Source organism: Rhizobium sp. 05L419, from assembly GCF_056397845.1.
Map to the genome: position 1 here is coordinate 288,406 of NZ_JBFTOF010000002.1, position 17,812 is coordinate 306,217.

General features: G+C 60.3%; 16 protein-coding genes and 1 pseudogene. 10 read left to right on the forward strand and 7 right to left on the reverse strand.

The features are described 5' to 3' along the window. The first annotated feature begins 350 nt into the window (after window positions 1-350). Both AC1DMK_RS03740 and AC1DMK_RS03745 read left to right on the forward strand, forming a co-directional pair. Window positions 351-1,346, forward strand: coding sequence for a glycine betaine ABC transporter substrate-binding protein (locus AC1DMK_RS03740; protein WP_477857187.1), 996 nt, complete (start codon window positions 351-353; stop codon window positions 1,344-1,346). A 144-nt stretch (window positions 1,347-1,490) separates the two neighbouring features. Further along, window positions 1,491-1,838, forward strand: a complete 348-nt coding sequence (locus AC1DMK_RS03745) for a hypothetical protein (RefSeq protein ID WP_037061065.1) — start codon at window positions 1,491-1,493, stop codon at window positions 1,836-1,838. Between the two features lie 7 nt (window positions 1,839-1,845). Here the strand turns inward: AC1DMK_RS03745 and AC1DMK_RS03750 are convergent, their stop codons facing one another. Then, on the reverse strand, window positions 1,846-1,998 hold the full coding sequence (locus AC1DMK_RS03750; RefSeq protein WP_037061063.1) for an entericidin domain-containing protein: 153 nt from the start codon (window positions 1,996-1,998) through the stop codon (window positions 1,846-1,848). Between the two features lie 103 nt (window positions 1,999-2,101). Further along, a complete protein-coding gene (locus AC1DMK_RS03755) occupies window positions 2,102-3,043 on the reverse strand; it encodes a LysR family transcriptional regulator (RefSeq protein ID WP_196246743.1) in 942 nt (313 codons plus the stop codon). 74 nt (window positions 3,044-3,117) lie between these two features. Here AC1DMK_RS03755 and AC1DMK_RS03760 point away from each other — a divergent pair, with 74 nt between their 5' ends. Next, window positions 3,118-3,279, forward strand: coding sequence for a hypothetical protein (locus AC1DMK_RS03760; protein ID WP_477857189.1), 162 nt, complete (start codon window positions 3,118-3,120; stop codon window positions 3,277-3,279). Window positions 3,280-3,530: 251 nt separating this feature from the next. Beyond that, window positions 3,531-4,601: a 3-deoxy-7-phosphoheptulonate synthase gene (locus tag AC1DMK_RS03765; protein ID WP_477857191.1), complete on the forward strand. Its 1,071-nt coding sequence runs from the start codon at window positions 3,531-3,533 to the stop codon at window positions 4,599-4,601. Window positions 4,602-4,679: 78 nt separating this feature from the next. Here the strand turns inward: AC1DMK_RS03765 and AC1DMK_RS03770 are convergent, their stop codons facing one another. The 4 genes from AC1DMK_RS03770 to AC1DMK_RS03785 form a co-directional block, all read right to left on the reverse strand. Next, window positions 4,680-5,144 carry a nuclear transport factor 2 family protein gene (locus AC1DMK_RS03770; RefSeq protein ID WP_037061055.1) on the reverse strand — a complete coding sequence of 155 codons (465 nt, stop codon included), beginning with the start codon at window positions 5,142-5,144 and terminating at the stop codon, window positions 4,680-4,682. 141 nt (window positions 5,145-5,285) lie between these two features. Beyond that, the gene (locus AC1DMK_RS03775; RefSeq protein ID WP_477857193.1) at window positions 5,286-8,729 is read right to left on the reverse strand and encodes an ATP-binding protein; all 3,444 of its coding nucleotides are present in this window, start codon (window positions 8,727-8,729) and stop codon (window positions 5,286-5,288) included. A 1-nt stretch (window position 8,730) separates the two neighbouring features. Further along, window positions 8,731-9,966, reverse strand: a complete 1,236-nt coding sequence (locus AC1DMK_RS03780; protein ID WP_477857195.1) for a metallophosphoesterase family protein — start codon at window positions 9,964-9,966, stop codon at window positions 8,731-8,733. A 233-nt stretch (window positions 9,967-10,199) separates the two neighbouring features. Next, complete coding sequence (locus tag AC1DMK_RS03785) at window positions 10,200-11,615, reverse strand: aldehyde dehydrogenase family protein (protein ID WP_477857197.1); 1,416 nt, start codon at window positions 11,613-11,615, stop codon at window positions 10,200-10,202. A gap of 95 nt (window positions 11,616-11,710) precedes the next feature. On the opposite strand from AC1DMK_RS03785, the gene AC1DMK_RS03790 reads away from it, so the two are divergent. Continuing rightward, a complete protein-coding gene (locus AC1DMK_RS03790) occupies window positions 11,711-12,622 on the forward strand; it encodes a LysR family transcriptional regulator (RefSeq protein WP_477857199.1) in 912 nt (303 codons plus the stop codon). A gap of 105 nt (window positions 12,623-12,727) precedes the next feature. Here the strand turns inward: AC1DMK_RS03790 and AC1DMK_RS03795 are convergent, their stop codons facing one another. Continuing rightward, complete coding sequence (locus AC1DMK_RS03795; RefSeq protein WP_477857200.1) at window positions 12,728-13,477, reverse strand: histidine phosphatase family protein; 750 nt, start codon at window positions 13,475-13,477, stop codon at window positions 12,728-12,730. Between the two features lie 389 nt (window positions 13,478-13,866). On the opposite strand from AC1DMK_RS03795, the gene AC1DMK_RS03800 reads away from it, so the two are divergent. The 5 genes and pseudogenes from AC1DMK_RS03800 to AC1DMK_RS03820 form a co-directional block, all read left to right on the forward strand. Then, window positions 13,867-14,379 carry a low temperature requirement protein A gene (locus AC1DMK_RS03800; protein WP_477857202.1) on the forward strand — a complete coding sequence of 171 codons (513 nt, stop codon included), beginning with the start codon at window positions 13,867-13,869 and terminating at the stop codon, window positions 14,377-14,379. Window positions 14,380-14,609: 230 nt separating this feature from the next. Further along, window positions 14,610-15,788: an acyl-CoA dehydrogenase family protein gene (locus AC1DMK_RS03805; RefSeq protein WP_477857204.1), complete on the forward strand. Its 1,179-nt coding sequence runs from the start codon at window positions 14,610-14,612 to the stop codon at window positions 15,786-15,788. An 11-nt stretch (window positions 15,789-15,799) separates the two neighbouring features. Further along, window positions 15,800-17,155: an LLM class flavin-dependent oxidoreductase gene (locus AC1DMK_RS03810; RefSeq protein ID WP_477857205.1), complete on the forward strand. Its 1,356-nt coding sequence runs from the start codon at window positions 15,800-15,802 to the stop codon at window positions 17,153-17,155. An 11-nt stretch (window positions 17,156-17,166) separates the two neighbouring features. Continuing rightward, window positions 17,167-17,508, forward strand: a complete 342-nt coding sequence (locus tag AC1DMK_RS03815) for a DUF3088 domain-containing protein (RefSeq protein WP_477857206.1) — start codon at window positions 17,167-17,169, stop codon at window positions 17,506-17,508. Between the two features lie 30 nt (window positions 17,509-17,538). Then, window positions 17,539-17,805, forward strand: a pseudogene (locus tag AC1DMK_RS03820) (LLM class flavin-dependent oxidoreductase); the annotation flags it as partial. Window positions 17,806-17,812 lie beyond the last annotated feature (7 nt).

Sequence of the window (17,812 nt, forward strand, 5' to 3'; positions counted from 1 at the left end):
CCACGCAACAACTCATAGCGTCACATCCTTACCGGAGAGTTAGTAAGCCATTAAGCAAAGATGAATTTCGCGCCTTTTTCGATTTTTGGTGATACCAAGACTGCGAAAGCGACGATTGTGGCAGAGTCACAGCGCCAACCACTTTGAAATTAACTATTTTAAATCAGCCGCTTAAAATTGCCTCCCTCGTTTCAGAAGAGCGTTGATTTCCCGATGCGAAGGGGTAGGCTCCGCTTCAAGGCGCCAGCATCGGCGTCAAAGCGACTGCAAAGAGACACGCTGCAAATGGTCCCCTGCAATCTGCGGAGCGTGTAGTCTGCCGGTGCTTGTACAAAAGCGGGAACAGAAAAATGAGAGTTTTTTGCACGTCGATCATAGTCGCGACGGGACTGTTGGGGGCAGTTGGCACAGCTGCTGCGGAAGAATGCGGCAATGTTTCCATTGCCGGGATGAATTGGCCCTCGGCCAGCATTGCCGCGAATTTCGACAAGATTATTCTGGAGACCGGTTACGCCTGCAAGGTCACGATCGTCTCCGGCGATACGAAGCCGACGCTCTTCACCATGAACGAAAAGAGCGAGCCCGACGTCGCGTCCGAATTCTGGGTGAACGGGGTGCGCGTGGAACTCGACGCGGCAGTCAAACAAAATCGCATTGTTCAGGCAGCGGAGATTCTGTCCGACGGGGCCGTTGAGGGCTGGTGGATCCCGAAATTCATCGCCGATGCAAATCCTGACATCCGCACCGCGCAGGACGCACTGAAGCATCCCGAACTCTTTCCCGCACCGGACGGCTCCAAAGGCGGAGTCTACAATTGCCCGGCCGGGTGGAGCTGCCAGATATCGACGGCGAACCTCTTCCGTGCCCTTGGCGCAGAAAACAGTGGCTTCAGTCTGATCGATACCGGTACCCCACAAGGGCTCGACGATTCGATTGCTGCTGCCTTCGACAAGAAAGTCGGCTGGCTCGGCTACTACTGGGCGCCCACGGCAATTCTAGGAAAATACGACATGACACGGCTGAGCTTCGGCGTCAGCCACGATAAGGCGGAATGGGACACTTGCACGATCGTACCGGGCTGCGCCAGGCCACAGGTCAATTCCTATCCGGTATCGCGCGCTTTCACGATTATGACGAGGGCCTTCGCCGATCGCGCAGGACCAGCCGCGAACTACCTGAAGAAGCGATCGTGGGACAACAGCACGATCAACGACGTGCTGGCCTGGCAGGACGAGCACAAGGAAAGCAACAGGGAGGCGGCGCTCTATTTCCTGCGGAACTACGCCGATCTATGGACCAAATGGGTCCCGGCAAATGTCGCGGAAAAGGTGAAGGCTGAACTGTAGCACATTCAAATCGGCCGCCTCGCGCCAGTCACGTCTGACCTTTTTGACATGGTTGTTTCCGCGCAAGCCCCGCTGGCCTATAAGCCGCACAAGCTTCGTTGGCCGACTCGCCAGTCGCGCCGTACTGACCCCAGGGAGATCTCGATGACGTCCGCCCCGTTCCCAGATCGCGAGACGATCGCTGCCAAGTTCTCAACGCTCGGAGAGCAGGAGAAGTCCTACGTTGCGCTTCTGCTTGAAAACCCCGCGCAGGACGACAATGTGATCGAAGGCTTGCACCGTCATCTGGACAACGCTGCCGGCGCTTCATTCCTGAATTCGTTGAAGCTGGAAAATCTGGGAAGGTGGGTTGGAGACGTGGCACCGCCGCGCCTCCAGATTCGCCTGATGGAAGCTGCAAAATCCAGCCAGCATCCAGCCTATGCTGCATTCCGAGCAGGGTTGACTGTCTCCGGAGGCCTCGTCAAGGCGTACCCACCGGCACAAATCTGAGGCACTCCTACCTTGCGGCGCGACCAACCGAACGCCCGGCGTCTTGCGTGGCATTCACGACGTTGGCCGTATCGCGGCCAACGCCGCGGATGGTGTTGCCGCAGGAGGTCAGCGCAAGCAGAAGCATGATGGCGGCACCGATTCTAACCGTGGTCGTCATTTTGGAAATCCTTTATTTGAAATGGCTCCCTGAGGCAGTAGCAAAGACTGCTGCGGTCTCTCAACGCACTGGGAAGCAAAAGGTTTCACACCTTCCGGATTCCTCAAGCGGCAATCGCCTTTGCCTTCTCCGCGAAGGCGAACCGGATGCTGTCAGCCACGGCCAGGACCGGCCCGGACATCTGCGAGGCAGTCAATAGACGGATGTCGAAGGAGCCGAGTTCAGGCAATCCCTCCTGCGCGCCCAGTATCGCCATATCCTCACCGACATAGGAGCGCGGCAGCGGCGCGATCGCAAGGTCGGAAACGACAGCGGCGCGCTGGGCCATGGTATGACCACTGAGAAAGGCGATACGATAGTCACGCTTCATGCGCTCCAGCTGCGAAAGCGCTTCGGAGCGCCAGATGCAACCCTCTTCCCAGATAGAGATTGGCAAAGGGTCGCGGCGATGCGCCGTGCCACATTTCGCCCCCGCCCAGACAAGCCTCTCGCGAAACACGATCTCGCCGTCAGTCGGCAGCGGACGCGTTGCGCAGTTGATCAGCGCAAGATCCAGCCTCTGCTCCTCCATGCGCTTCCTGATACCTATGCTCATGTCGATCGTCACGTCGACCATGATCCCTGGAAAACTATCGGCAAAGCTCCTGAGGATGCTTGGCAGCAGCCGCTCGCCGATATCCTCGGGTGCGCCGAGGCGGACGACACCGCTGAGCTCAGGCATGATGAAGCGCGAAACCGCCTCGTTCGACAATGCGAGGATATTGCGCGCGTAAGACAGAAGAACCTCTCCATGCTGCGTCAGCGACACCGAACGGGCATCACGCAGGAAAAGCGTCGCGCCGAGTTGCTCCTCGAGCTTCTTGATCTGCATGGAAACCGCCGACGGGGTGCGGAAAACCGCTTCGGCGGCAGTCGAAAAATTACCCGTTTCGGCGATTGCGACGAACGTGCGCAACACATCGTTGTCAAGCAAAGGAATGGGACGGCGAAGAGAAAGTGTCATCGTCTCATCTTTCAATTTTTCTGATTTATGACACCATATCATTTTGTTTGTCTGAAAGTCAACCAATGGCTAGGCTTTCATCAGGATCGCACGATCCCGAGGAAGGAGGCAAGGCGATGACACTTCGGACAATCATAGAGAAGCTGCAGGAACTCAGGTCGCGCCAGCGCACCTGTGCGACCAGAAAGTGGGTGCAGAAACACCTGGCGCGACTGCCAGCCCATCTGGCGGACGATCTCGGCGTCCAGATATCGGCCATGAGCTGGCGCCTCGATTGACCAGCCAGCTTCAACGCGCGACGATCGAGAAAGCTTCTGTCGATTTAGGAGGGTGACAATGCGGGTGGATTGCTGTAGCAAGCTCGCATGTCATCTGCTTGTGCATATGTTTCCCGATTTTATTACTTCCGCGCTGTTGTGCGGAGGTGGGAAAACGCGTGAGTAGATAGACGCAAACCGATCCCGACCAACCGCTAGTCAACCTGGCGGTTTTTTTATGCGCCCGGTATGACCTCCTGGAGACCAATACCGTGTCGAACTCGACAGACGACCTGCGCATCGCCAACATCATCGAACTCTCCTCGCCCGCACAAATCATCGCGGAGCAACCGCGAGACGAAATCGTCAGCCAGACGATCTCGGAGGCGCGGAAGGACATCCATAATATCCTCACGAACGAGGACGACCGGCTCCTGATCGTCGTCGGCCCATGCTCCATTCACGACCCGATCGCGGCCATCGACTACGCCTCCAGGCTCGCCGACCAGCGACAGAGGCTGAGTGATGACCTCGAGATTGTCATGCGCGTCTACTTCGAAAAGCCACGCACGACAGTCGGCTGGAAGGGACTGATCAACGATCCCAACCTGGATGGCAGCTTCCGGATCGAGGATGGACTCCGCATCGCGCGAAAGCTCTTGCTCGACATCAACAAGATGGAGCTGCCGGCGGGATGCGAGTTTCTCGACACCATCACGCCGCAGTACATCGCTGACCTGGTAAGCTGGGGCGCGATCGGTGCCCGCACGACCGAGAGTCAGGTGCATCGGGAACTTGCCTCCGGCCTCTCCAGCGCGATCGGCTTCAAGAATGGAACGAGTGGCGATGTTCGGATCGCACTCGACGCGATCATGGCCGCGTCGCAACCGCATCATTTCCCGGCGGTGACAAAGGACGGCCGCGCGGCCATCGCGTCGACGCGCGGCAACGAGGACTGCCATCTCATCCTGCGCGGCGGCAAGCAACCGAACTACGATCACGACAACGTCGAGGCAGCCGCGGCCGCGTCCGTCGCAGTCGGACTACAGCCACGCATCATGATCGATGCGAGCCATGCCAACAGCCGGAAGAACCCCGAAAATCAGCCAGCGGTGCTCCAGGACATTTCGCACCAGGTCGCCGCTGGGGACACACGCATCATCGGAGCCATGCTCGAAAGCAACATCGTCGGCGGTCGCCAAGATCTGCTTCCAGGCAAAGCCCTCACCTACGGTCAAAGCATCACCGACGGATGCATCGACTGGCCGACGACTGTTGCGGCTCTGGAGGACCTGGCAGCCGGCGTAAGGGCAAGGCGCGCCCTGAAACAGACAAGACAATAGACGTTGCGGATCGGTCGGAGCGCTTCCATACCTGCGCTCCGACCATTTCAGGTCGCTTCCGGGGACTGGCGAAAACCGTCAGAAACCAAAGTCGCTCAGTCCCGGATGATCGTCAGGCCGACGTCCAAGCGGCCAGCGAAATTTGCGCTCCGCTTCGGCGATCGGATGCTCGTTGATGCTGGCATGACGGTATCGCATCAGCCCATCGCCATCGAACTCCCAATTCTCGTTGCCGTAGGCTCGATACCAGTTCTGGCTGTCGTCGTGGTACTCGTAGGCGAACCGCACCGCGATCCTGTTGCCGGTCGATGTCCAAAGCTCCTTGATCAGTCGATAATCGAGCTCACGTGCCCATTTTCTCGCAAGGAACGCTTCAATTTGCACTCTGCCGTTGATGAACTCAGCACGATTTCGCCAGCGGCTGTCTTCGGTATACGCCAACGCAACCTTGGACGGATTTCGACTGTTCCATCCATCCTCGGCAAGTCGAACTTTCTCGACGGCGCTCTCGAGCGTGAATGGCGGCAATGGCGGCCGGGACATGTTGAACTCCTCTATCGAGCTTGCACCGTGCGATGGACGGACTGCGTAACCTCGCGCATCTTGAGCGAAACGAACTCAATCTTCAACTCGTCACCACGGATGCCAGGCGCTGGCGGCCATTGTCGAGCAGGGTCTGCGCCCTTACATTCCGATGACGTCCACAGCCTCCCCAAGTTCCTGCCTTGCAAGATCCACCACGCTCGATTGATGGGTAAAGAGGATCGTCTGGAAAGACTGCGATGTCGACGCAAGCGTCCGCAAGCCGGACCGGGTACGATCATCGTCAAAGGTTTGGAAAATATCATCGATCACCAACGGAGCTGGTTCGTTGCGCGAGGAGTAGTCTTCGAGGAACGCAAGCCTTAGCGCGAGATAGAGCTGATCACCGGTGCCCTCGCTCAGGCCGGAAAGCTGGGTTCGCTCGCCGCTCGCTCGCATGGCATGAAGATGAAGCGTATCATCGTCACCATAGTCCTGGACCAGGCCGAGGAAAGCACCTCCCGTCAAAGCGGAAAACAGCGTGCCGGCGCGGATGATCACCGGATCCGACTGTGCCTCGCGATAGGCCTCCATCGAGCTTGCCAGCATCCTCGCGGCCAGCTTCAGGACAACCCACTGCCGCGCCAGATCCTTTGTCTCCTGCTCGGCGGAAAGCCTCTCGAAAACCGCATACTCGACGCTCTTGCCGGTCTCCAGTTCCTGCCTCCTGCGTTGGTTCTCGGCCAGCCGCGCGGCCACGTCGCCAAGACGGTCGACGAGCTCCGCGTCCTCGCGCTCCAGTTCCTCGACAGCGAGTGCCGCCGCGGTTCGATCGAAATCAGCAAGCTCGGAGCGGACATCTTCCTCACGCCGACCGTTCGCCTGTTCGACGAAGCGTCGCCGGCTGGCATGAAGCCTTGCCTTCGCATTGCGACGCTCCCGTAGCCTTTGCAGGAGAGATGACGGCTCGACAAGCAAGGAAAGGGAACTGGTCAAAACGGACAAGGCATCTTGGCAGCTCGTGGCTTCGCCTTCGCACCTTGCAAGAGTGAGCTCAGCAAGTTCCAGATCGGTCACCAGCCTGGCGCGCCGCTGATGCTCGGCGTTCGCCCCAACGGCGCGGTGATGCAGGATGTCGATCGCCGCGTCGGCCGACAGTTGCGAAAGATCGGCCCCAGTCTCACTGGCCAGTATCTTGACGCTTTCCTCGAAGACGCCGATGTCGCGTGTCATCCCCCTCACCCGTCGATCTCGGTTCTCCCGCTCGGACAGCACCTGAGGCACCTGGCTCCAGACGTCCATGGTAGCTTCCGCCATCTCGACGGTGGCCGTCTCACCGAGGTGGACCATCGAGGCTGTCTCCGCGAACTCGGCCTGCCAGCGCTCGGTCCGGCCCCTTAGGTCGTCCGCCTCGGCCTCGATATCGCGGATGCTGTCGAGGCTGGAAGCGCGTTTTCCCTCAGTGGCGCGGCTTTCGCTCCAACGCTGTTCCATGACGTCGATCTGCCGAACGAGCGCACGCCCGAGAACCGAGCAGGGCAACGTGCTAGCCTCTGGCAGGGCCGTCTCTCGTGCGATCTCGGCGAGCAGAGGGAATATGCGGTCATGGCTTATCTGCAGGACCGAAAGTTCGTCCGACATCGCATTCAAGGACGCCCGCTGGATGGCGAGAGCCTCCACGGCTCGGCGCCACTCGATCATCGGCTCCGCGCCGAGCGGTATGACGCCCGACTGTGCGAACAGGCAGAGATAGTCGGCTTCCAGTCCGGCAAGAGCCGCCCTTGCCTCTCGCTGTTCCATCGCCAGCCTCTCCCCGGCCTTGATCAGGTCCGCACAACGCATTTGCAACTGGGTGTGACGCGCCACCCGCTCGGCATCCGACAATGCCAGGTCTGCGAGACGGTCCGTTCGCGAAATCGCCGCCTCCACTCCCGTGAATCCCCCCGGCGTCGGACGATCGGCGAAGTCGCGCCACAATTGGTCCCGGAGCTCCCGCTCGGTGGCAATCTCCTCGCGCGTGACGATCACATCGCCGCGTCCCAGCTGCCTCATTTCGTCGGCGACAGCTTGCGCCTCCGCGTCGACGTTCGCATTCTTGCCCGATATCTCGCGCACGGAAGCCGCCGCTGCCTCGATGAGGCGCCGATGCCCCAGGAGCGTCGATACGTCGGGCAACGGCACCGCCAGAAGCCTGTCCAGGCTATCGATGGACGGTTTCAACCGACCGATCCCATCTTCAAGTTCCAACCGTGCACGTTCGACGCGGACCTGAAGGCCGTCGATGCGGGCGATATCGCTGAGGTCGCCCAGGAGAGCTGCGAGCCGGTCCGAATACTGCCGTGGATCGACCGGTTGCGGGCCGTCGCGGATGTTGTCCAGATCCTGAAGATAGGCTCGCTCCTTCGAGAGGTTCCTCTCGACGTCCGTGTATGATCGACGCAACTCACGCCCGATCTCTGTCAGCCGATGGAGCCGCGCCAGCACGGCATCGGTCGGCTGCATATCCGCCAACTGGTGAATATCGCCATCCAGACCGAGCTTGCGCGTGAACTGACGGATCCTCTGGTCGAACTCGTCGACTTCGCCCCGAACGCGGCCAATGTCCGATTTCGCGGCAAGATAGGCGGACTTGCCGGCGTAGATCTCGATAATCCTGCCTGCGGCCTTGTAGAGCGCTTCATCAACTTGGGCGACGCTCAGCTCGTCGCGTAGTCGAAGGACATCCGCGCGCGCCGTGTCCGTCTTCTCGACAGTGCGCCGATGCGTATCGATTGCCGTATTGAGACGTTCCTCTGCGTCGGCAAGGCCGTCTATGTCGCAGAACGTCGAGACCGCGATTGCATCGGCGTCGATTTCGCGGATCAACGGCTCCAGACTTCGCAGAAGGGTAAGGCGGCTATGCTCGCGTCGTTTCTCGAGCCGGCGCCCTTGCAGCTCCGCAAGCTCGGCGTCGCTGCGTTCCACTTCGTCTACAAGCTTTTTCCAATCCCCGGACTTCAACTCGTGCTCGCGTTCGGCTTTTCGAGCTTCCTCGTGACGTTCCAGAGCCTGATAGAATAGCCTGTCCTTTGACCGGCGTTGCGCGAAAATCCCTTCGGCATCGCTGTCCAAGGTTCGCCTCAGGCTTGTCAGGCCCGTCAGTCCTGATGCGGCGGAGAACAGAAGGCTGCCGATTTCGCCGCCGCTTTGGAGCATGGCAGCAGCGCCGTCACGCAGACGGCGTGTATCGAGCCCGAAGGCTCGTTCGAACACCGGCCGACCCAACGCGCCGAGAAACGGTGCAAGCGCATCGTCCGGAAGCGGCGTCTCCTGATCCGAGTGCGAGACAATCGTGTTCTTCCGTCCGCGACGGCGCCGGAAGCGAATGTCGTTGCCACCGCGCGCCGTTATAGCCGCGCCGATCCTCAATGTTGAGGCTTCATGCAGGAAGTTCTGCTCGATCTCATGAGGAAAACCGAAGAGCAGATCCGAGAACGCCTTTAGCGCGGACGACTTACCCGCTTCGTTCCGACCATAGACGACATGCAGTGTCGCATCTGCGCGAAACTCCAAGGGGCGGTCTGTCAGCGCTCCGTAGCGTAGAATATCAAGACGGTCGAACCGCATCCTAGTCAGCCCCTTCGCCACGGGCGAGCAGGAGTTGTCGAGCCTCTTCGATAAGTGCGTCCACGGAAATCTCAAGGGGAAGGTGGCCGGCACCGATACCGGCAGGCAAGCGCGGCACGATCGAAGAGATCAGAATTTCCGCTTCAGTCTGCAAGTCCGCATCCTTGCCATGCTCGGCTACGAGCCTCCCGAGGTCAAGAATCGCACCATCCCGTTCAACCAATAAAGGAGGTTCGATGATCTGCAGCTCAAGCTTTTCCAGCCAGATGTCTTCATGGGCGCGATGGCAGGCTGCCTGCACCTCATCGATCCATTGCAGCCGGTTTGCGGTGAAGTTCCGGTGGAGGCGGGAGGCCCCCTTCAATCGAACGCGCAGGGCGGTCGTGCGGCCGTCGGCGCCCGCGCGGATCGCACGCGCTGCTGCCTCGACACGTTGCAGTACTTCGAACGAACCGTGATCGACGTCGATGCCGACCTCCACAGTGGCAAATCGGGCTTCGTCGACGATGAGCCGCTCCAGCGCGACACGACCGTCGTCAACGGTCACCAGCAATGCCCCCTTGGCACCCACCTCCCTGACGCTGCGACCTTGGAGATTGCCGGGAAACACGATCGGTGGATCGCTCGCCACCTCCTCGAATTCATGCACGTGGCCCAGAGCCCAATAATCGTAGCCGCGCGAGCGTAGGTCATCGAGCGAACAGGGAGCATAGGAAGCGTGCGGCTCCCTGCCCGTCAATGACGTGTGCAATACCCCGATATTGAAGACCCCCTTCACGGGAGCCGGATAGGAGAGAGCGAGATTGTCATTGGCGGATCGCTCCGCAAAGCCTTGCCCGTGAAGGACCACCTTGAGCCCTTCGACAAACATCGATCCAGGCTTGGATGTCGGGAACTCGTGGACGTTCGACGGCAAGGTTATTGTTTTGGTGATCACGCTCAACGCGTCGTGATTGCCGCGCAGCAGGTAGACCGGTATCGCGGCCCGCTCGAGTCGCGCCATTTCGCGGTTGAAGAAGAGACCAATCTTGTTGTCCTTCCAGTCGCCATCGTAAACGTCGCCCGCGATGATGAAGAAATCCACGCCAAGCTCGATCGCACGGCTGATCAGCGTTGAAAAAGCCTTTCGGCTCGCCTCGACGAAGGTCGCCGCGATGTCCGGATCCTTGAGAGCAAGACCCTGGAACGGGCTTCCGAGATGGAGGTCGGCTGCGTGGATGAACCTGAAGGACGACATGCACTCGCTCTGCGTTCACGAAGACAGCGCGACTCTATGGAACCGCGCAGCGGATTGATACGATTCGTGAGCAGAAACACCGGTCCCCCATGCGATAACCACATGTTTTTGTCCTATCGAGCACGGCGTGCCCGCAAGCTCTACCGCGCGGCAGATCGAGACTGGCGTTACGACCTCCCCCCGCATTTTTTGCAGAGGCGGGGTCACGCCGCCTCTGCAAGCTCCGGATCGATCTATAACAGGACCGCCCTGGGCTCCAGGTGGGCCTCGAGCCCGAAGACGCCGTATTCGCGGCCGATACCGGATTGCTTGAAACCGCCGAACGGCGCGAGCGGTTCGTGCGGGGCGCCGTTTATCACCACTCGGCCGGATTGAAGCCGGTCTGCGATGCGCCGGGCGCGCTCCTCGTCTGACCCGTGAATATAAGCCTGAAGGCCATAGCTCGTATCATTGGCGATGGCGACCGCCTGCTCCTCGTCCCGATAGGCAATGACGCAAAGGACCGGGCCAAAGATTTCCTCCCGCGCGATGCGCATCTCATTGGTGACGCCGGCAAAGACCGTCGGGCGGACGAACCAGCCGCGATCAAGGCCCTCGGGACGCCCCTCGCCTCCGGCCAGTAATTCCGCGCCCTCCGCTGAACCAAGCCGAATATAGGATTGGACGCGGTCGTACTGTTTCTGGCAGACCATGGGACCGACACGCACGTCGCAATCCGTGGGATCACCGGTCTTGATCGCCTCGACAGCGCTTTTCAACCGGGGCAGGATTTCCGCAAGACGGCTTTCCGGCGCAAGGATGCGGGTCCCGGCAACGCAGGCCTGGCCGCTATTGGCAAGCCCCATCATAAGGACGGTCGGGACGACCTTGTCGAGATCCGCATAGTCGAGAATGATGTTCGGACCCTTGCCGCCGAGTTCCAGGGTAACGCGTTTCAGGGTCTCGGCACTGGTACGGACAATCTGCTTTCCGATTGCGGTTGAGCCGGTAAAGCTCACCTTGGCAACATCGGGATGCCCGCTGAGGGCCGCGCCAACGACATCGCCGCGCCCGGTGACGATGTTGAAAACACCCGGCGCCAATCCGGCTTCATGCAAGCATTCGGTAAGGAGATCTGTCTGGATTGCGCTCATCTCGCTCGGCTTGACGACGATGGTGCAGCCCGCGGCGATCGCCGTGGCGAGCTTGCTGCAAATGAACCCATAGTTGCTGTTCCAGGGGGTAATCGCTGCTATGACGCCGAGCGGCTGCATTGTCACCTCGGCCCGTCCGATCTGCCGGGTAAAGTCGTATGTCTCGAGAGTCTCGGCCATGTCGAGGAAGACGGACGACGCGTGAGGCACCGAGAACCCGACGAAATACTGCGGAGCCCCGTATTCCAGGGCCATCGCTCCGCTCAATTCTTCTGCGCGGGATGCGACGGCGGCACTCAGCCGCTTTAGCATGCCTATGCGCTCCGACTTTGTCGTGCAGGAAAAACTCTGGAAGGCACGCTTTGCCGCGGCGACCGCTAGCAGAGCATCCGCATGATCACCCAGCCGCACAGTGCCGATCTCCTCCTCGGTCGAGGGATTGTAGAGGCTGGCGGTTTCTTCGCCGTGAGGCATGACAAATGCTCCATCGATGTAAATCCGGTCGATATTGTGCATGAAAGTTCTCCGTGTTCGATGAACATCATGTGGCATATCGCCATTGCCCTGATAAGCTGACCAAATATACGCGATCTGATAAGGAAACAGGGACAATGATCCGTGGCAACATTCTGGAGCTGGAAGCGGCGGTGGCCGTTGCGGCAAACGGTGGCTTCCGCGCAGCCGCGCGCCAACTCGGCATTTCCTCCTCCGCGGTGAGCCAGGCCATTGCTGCCCTGGAGGCAAGGCTCGGCGTTCGCCTTTTCAACCGCACGACGCGCAGCGTGTCTCTCTCGGCGGCGGGCGAGCAATTCGTGGCTGAGGTGACACCAGCGCTCGCTGGGATCCGCAATGCCATCGACGTCGTGGACGAGCACCGCGCGGAGCCTGCGGGCACACTGCGGATCAATACGTCACTTGGCGCAGCACGCATGATCTTGACGCCGCTCGTCCTCGCCTACCTCAACAAGTTTCCAGCGGTGAACGTCGAGATCGCCACCGAAGGGGCGCTCGTGGATATCAACGCCAAGGGCTTCGATGCCGGCATCCGCATCGCCGAGGCCGTTCCGCCTGACATGATCGCCATATCGATCAGCCGAACCATCCGCTCGGTGATCGTCGGATCACCGGCTTACTTCAAGGAACGGAAAAAACCCTCGCTGCCCTCAGATCTCAGAGACCACGAGTGCATCAGAGCACGCATGGCAAGCGGCACGATCTACGCATGGGAATTCGAACGACGTGGAGAAAGCCTCGTTCTTGACGTTCCCGGACGATTGATCCTCGACGAAAGCGAGCTGATGCTGCGGGCCGTCCGCAGCGGTGCAGGTCTAGCCTACCTGACGGAATCACTGGTTGCCGAGGATCTTGCCGCCGGCCGGCTCGTGCAGGTCCTCGATGACTGGACGCCCTCCTACCCCGGTCTCAGCCTCTATTATCCAGGACGCCGGCACCTCCCCGCCAAACTTCGCGCTTTTGTCGATCTTATCAGAGAAAGCCAAACCGCCGGATCCCCCACGCCGTAGCATTGCCCCCCATCGGATGGCAACGGCATCCGTCGTCCCCCGACGCTGGGCGATTAGCCATTGCAGCAGTCAACTGGCTGCAAATAGACCCGCGGTTGATCGTCGTTATCTCTCGGCCTTCGACGCGATCGCCAGATCGGCACCAAAGGCTTCGCGCAGCTCGCTTTCCTGTCCCTCCTGCCGGTCGGCCGCACGATGAAGCAGGATCGACGTGTAGCCCTTCGAGCGAGTGCCCTCGATCAGTGTGACGTCGGCATTGCCCGGATTGTCGGAGCGCTCGAACCAGTCGACGGAATGCTGCAGGAAGTTCATCTCAAACGCTCTGTTGGTGACGCCATGGCCGACGACGACGATATTGTCCCTGCCATTTCTAGCGTCGTGCATGACAGTTTGCAGGAAAAGGCGAACCCGCTGCGCCACATCTGCCCGGCTCTCGCCATCCGGCGGCCGCGCGTAGAACTTGCCGCTGCTGCTGCGCAGTCTCGCCCACTTTTCGAATTCATCGGGAAACTTCTGTTTTCGTTCGGCGTGGTCATAGATTTCGGTAAAGAGACCAAAATCCTGCTCCCGCAGAAGATAATCCTCCCGGACGTCGCCGACAAACCTGGCTGGCAGGGCTTCAAGGAGGGCATCCTTGCTCTGCCTCGTCCTCAAAAAGGGCGAGTACCAGATGCGCAGCTTCTGGAACCCGGTGCTCGGAACGCCCTCCAGATAGGACGCGATGATCCGGCCCGCTTCCACCGCCTGCCGATGACCCCACCCGGTCAACGGAACATTGTGATCGCCGAATTGGCCGTAGGCCTGTTCGTTGATGTTACCAAGGGATTCGCCGTGGCGAACGAGAAAGATGCGCATCGGCCGTCCCGCATTGTCCGTAATGGAATCGCCGGCATCATGAGCGTCCCGGAACCGCTGCGCAACGTGGTCCGCAAGGCCGGCGCAGGCCACTGCCAGTGTTGCGAAGCGCCCTACCTCCCGTTGTCCAATAGGACATGGTCACACGAGGAACATAGCCGGACCTCCACGATGATCCGCAAGAAGATCAAGGATGCATTCTCCTGAACTCGATCCGCAATGAGAGCGCGGAACGGACCAAAGTAAGCTTCCCGGAGCTCTTTTTTGCGCCCCCTTCGTGATCCTCTGCCTGGGGAAACAATCCTGACGACCGGCCGCAACGCTGCCGAGCACATGCAGTCGAGCACGCCCTTTGCTGTCTTCTGCAGCGCTTTCCTGATGACCGGTTCATGTGGTGGATCTATTGTCATTACGGACAGCAAAAAGCAGCCGACAAGCCCGAGGCGACATCGGCGCCCGAAACCGTCGCCCATAGTCTCTTCACCTATGGGCACCTCCCGATCGCCGCGGGCATTATCCTGACGGCTGTCGGCGAGGATTTCAGCCTGTCCCATCCTGCCAAGCAAAGCAGCATGAAGCATGCCCTCGCAATCCTCGGGGCCCGGCCCTTTACCTTCTCGGAAATCTATGGCTCAAGCTCGCGGCCGCACAGAAACTGCCCCTCTCTCATCTTGCTGCCTGGTTATCTGCTATCGACGCGGGCGGTCGCGCCGGTCGCAGACCAATTTTACCATTCAAATTGTGAGCGCTGCCACATTGCTGATGGTGGCTTCGTGGGAATATTTCGCCTTGCGACGAACAGGCGCGGCAACTGCATGACGCCTCTCGCATTCATCATCGCAGCGATCTCGTTTCGGTGCCGCCGCCAAGGGCGAAGGTTCGCGGCCATACATAGACAATAAATTCTATTTAGATCAGCGATCGCGATTTAGTTGTCGCAAGGCCGTTCGAATACGCGGATAAAGTTCCATGGATGCCGTCACCAGCATATCGAATATATCTCGGTGCGGGCGGCAGAAAAGAATTTCTTCTTATAAGATCAAATAGATATTGCTGGACTTACGACGTCGGCCGTCGAACCATCGACGCATCGGTGACCCGCCAACCGGGATCACGACAGCGTGGGCCAAAGATGTCTTTTCAACCAGACCTGACCGATCCGTTCGTCGCCAAGGCGGTCGAACTCAGAACACTCTTCGACAGGGATGCCGTCGAGCGAGACAAGCGCGGCGGGCGCCCGACCGAACAGATACGACTGCTCAAGGAGAGCGGCCTGCCCTCGGCGCAGATCCCCGTTCGGTATGGCGGAAGGGGTGCATCCTGGCTCTCGATCATGCGGGTCGTGCGTGAATTTGCCCGCACCGACGGATCGCTCGCGCATCTCTTCGGCTACCATCACCTGCCCCTCAATTTGGTGCTCTTCCGGGCATCGGAGGCGCAGAAGGATCGCTGGCTGGGCGTGTCTGCCGCGCAGAACTGGGTATGGGGGAACTCCGGCAACGCGATGTCCAAGACTTCGTCCGGCCGGCGGACGACCGACGGCTGGATCGTCAGCGGCAAGCGGCCCTTCTCATCGGGGTCCCACATTGCCGACTACATCCAGATCTCCTGGGAGAATGCGCAGGGACAACGCCTGACCGCCGCCTTGCCGGCTGCGCGCGAGGGGGTCGTCATCGAGGACGACTGGGATGGTCTCGGCCAACGCCAGACGGGCAGCGGGACCGTCACCTTCCGCGACGTGCATGTTTCCGACGACGAACTGATCAGCTCGCCCGAAGTAGCGATCACGCCATACACATCGTTGACGTCTCTCCTGCAGCAAAGCGTTTTGCTCAATGTCTTCGTCGGCAGTGCGCAGGGGGCGCTGGAGGAAGGACGGGCCTACACGACGACCGCTTCACGACCCTGGATCTACTCCGGCGTGGAAAAGCACACCGACGATCCATGGATCCAGCGCCAGTATGGCGATCTCTACATCCGCACGCTGGCTGCAACCGAGCTGGCAGACAAGGCTGCGCGCAGCCTGGAGGCCGCTTTCGGCAAGGGGCCGGCGCTGAGCTACGAGGAGCGTGGCGCGGCATCCATCGATATTGCCACGGCCAACGTCTATGCCGGCGAGGTGGCGCTCGCCGTGTCGAGCGAAATCTTCGAGGTCATGGGCGCGCGCTCGGCCACCAATGCCAACGGCTTCGATCGCTTCTGGCGCAATGTGCGCACCCACACCCTCCACAATCCCGCCGAATACAAGAAGCGCACGATCGGCACATGGTTGCTGACCGGCGAGTTTCCCGTTCCGGCCATCTACCGCTGAAAGGAATACCCGTGGCAAAGCGCAAGGATCAGATAAAGCTGGGCGCCTTCCTGTTGTTTACCGGCCATCATGTCGCCGCCTGGAGACATCCTGACGCGTCGGTCGGCGTCGAATTCGAGAACTATCTCGAACTTGCCAAGCTCGCCGAAGCGGCCAAGTTCGACACCATCTTCTTTGCAGACGGCGTCGCGGCGCGGCTGAAGGATATCGAGGCGGCAAGCCGCAAGGCTCACAGCGGCGTCTATCCCTTCGAGCCGATCACATTGCTCTCGGCCCTGTCGGCGGTCACAAAGAACATCGGCCTCATCGCCACCGCTTCTACCAGCTATTCCGACCCTTACAATCTGGCGCGCCAGTTCGGCTCGCTCGACCGGCTAAGTGCAGGCCGAGCCGGATGGAACCTCGTCACCTCCTCCGACCCCGATGCAGCCTACAACTTCGGCCATGACGCTCAGATCCTGCATGAAGACCGCTATGGCCGCGCCGAGGAATTCGCCGACGTCGTCCTCGGCCTCTGGGATAGCTGGGAGGACAACGCCTTCGTACGCGACCGGGCAAGCGGACGCTATTTCGATTCGGAAAAGCTCCACAGGCTCGATCACAAGGGTCGGCATTTCAAGGTGCGCGGACCACTGAATATTCCGCGCTCGCCGCAGGGCCGGCCGGTGGTGGTGCAGGCCGGCGCTTCGGAGCCGGGCAAGGAGCTTGCAGCCCGCACGGCCGAGGCGATCTTTGCAGCCCAGATCACGCTCGATGAAGCCAAGGCCTTTTATGCCGATGTCAAAGGACGGCTTGGCAAATATGGCCGGTCACCCGACGATCTGAAGATATTGCCGGGCATTTTCCCGGTGGTCGGCCTCACGCAAAGCGAGGCAGAAGAGAAGTTCGAAGCGCTGCAGGAGCTGATCCAGCCGGAGGTTGGGCTCAATCTGCTGTCGCAGCTGAGCGGCATCGACCTCCGTTCCTATCCGCTCGACGGGCCGATCCCCGACGATCTTCCGGTCACCAATGCCGGCAAAAGCCGGCAGGAACTGGTGCTTGATCTCGCCCGCCGCGAGAAGCTCACGATCCGCCAGCTCTATTTGCGCGTTGCCGGCGCGCGCGGCCATTGGCAGGTGGTCGGCACGCCGTCACAGATCGCCGATGTGATGGAGGAGCGGTTCGAGAATTACGGCGCCGACGGCTTCAACATCATGGCCCCGATCATGCCGGGTGGCCTTGTCGATTTCATCGAACTGGTGGTGCCCGAACTGCGCCGACGCGACCTTTTCCGCCACGAATACGAGGGAACGACGCTGCGCGAAAACCTCGGCCTGAAGCGTCCCACAAACCGTTTCACCACCAAAAGCGCCTTTGCGGCCGAATAGGAAAAGCCGACATGAGCCGTGACAAACTGTTTCTGATTTCGCCGGGATTTTCCGACCCGAAGCACCCGGGCACCGTGTTCGTCTGCCCGTACTGCAACGCGATCGAGGGCTTGCTCGCCAGCTTTCCCGATCTCGCCGCTGCGATCGACGTGGAGCGCGTGCCCTTTGCCCGCCCGCGCCAGCCCGTGATCGACGCGGTTGGCGGGGAGAACCAGTCACTGCCTGTCCTGCTGCTTGCAGGCGACGCACCATCCGATGCTTCCGAGGCGAACGGCATACGCTTCGTCAGCGCCACCAGCCGCATTCTGGAGCTGCTTGCCGAACGGCACGGCTTTCCGCGACTTCACAGTTAGAGGGATCATGGACATGACGGTAAAGCCTTCATGAACGGCGGCACCGGACATCGCACCATCGTCGGCACACCTGAAAGCATCGCCGACGATATCGAAAAGTGGTTCCTTGCCGGCGCTGCAGACGGCTTCAACCTGATGCCGGACGTGTTGCCCTCCGGGCTCGAGATCTTTGTTGATGAAGTGGTCCCAATCCTGCGCCGGCGCGGCCTTTTCAGACATGAATACGCCGGCAAAACGTTGCGCGACCACCTTGGTCTCTCCCGCCCGGCCAACCCCTATGCCATTGCTGCCGAATAAGGAACGC

Bases quoted from the DNA above. Each gene is read 5' to 3' on its own strand.
- AC1DMK_RS03740 (WP_477857187.1), top strand. From the start codon at position 351: ATGAGAGTTTTTTGCACGTCGATCATAGTCGCGACGGGACTGTTGGGG.
- AC1DMK_RS03745 (WP_037061065.1), top strand. From the start codon at position 1,491: ATGACGTCCGCCCCGTTCCCAGATCGCGAGACGATCGCTGCCAAGTTC.
- AC1DMK_RS03750 (WP_037061063.1), bottom strand. From the start codon at position 1,998: ATGACGACCACGGTTAGAATCGGTGCCGCCATCATGCTTCTGCTTGCG.
- AC1DMK_RS03755 (WP_196246743.1), bottom strand. From the start codon at position 3,043: ATGATATGGTGTCATAAATCAGAAAAATTGAAAGATGAGACGATGACA.
- AC1DMK_RS03760 (WP_477857189.1), top strand. From the start codon at position 3,118: ATGACACTTCGGACAATCATAGAGAAGCTGCAGGAACTCAGGTCGCGC.
- AC1DMK_RS03770 (WP_037061055.1), bottom strand. From the start codon at position 5,144: ATGTCCCGGCCGCCATTGCCGCCATTCACGCTCGAGAGCGCCGTCGAG.
- AC1DMK_RS03775 (WP_477857193.1), bottom strand. From the start codon at position 8,729: ATGCGGTTCGACCGTCTTGATATTCTACGCTACGGAGCGCTGACAGAC.
- AC1DMK_RS03780 (WP_477857195.1), bottom strand. From the start codon at position 9,966: ATGTCGTCCTTCAGGTTCATCCACGCAGCCGACCTCCATCTCGGAAGC.
- AC1DMK_RS03785 (WP_477857197.1), bottom strand. From the start codon at position 11,615: ATGCACAATATCGACCGGATTTACATCGATGGAGCATTTGTCATGCCT.
- AC1DMK_RS03790 (WP_477857199.1), top strand. From the start codon at position 11,711: ATGATCCGTGGCAACATTCTGGAGCTGGAAGCGGCGGTGGCCGTTGCG.
- AC1DMK_RS03795 (WP_477857200.1), bottom strand. From the start codon at position 13,477: ATGCGCATCTTTCTCGTTCGCCACGGCGAATCCCTTGGTAACATCAAC.
- AC1DMK_RS03800 (WP_477857202.1), top strand. From the start codon at position 13,867: ATGTGGTGGATCTATTGTCATTACGGACAGCAAAAAGCAGCCGACAAG.
- AC1DMK_RS03805 (WP_477857204.1), top strand. From the start codon at position 14,610: ATGTCTTTTCAACCAGACCTGACCGATCCGTTCGTCGCCAAGGCGGTC.
- AC1DMK_RS03815 (WP_477857206.1), top strand. From the start codon at position 17,167: ATGAGCCGTGACAAACTGTTTCTGATTTCGCCGGGATTTTCCGACCCG.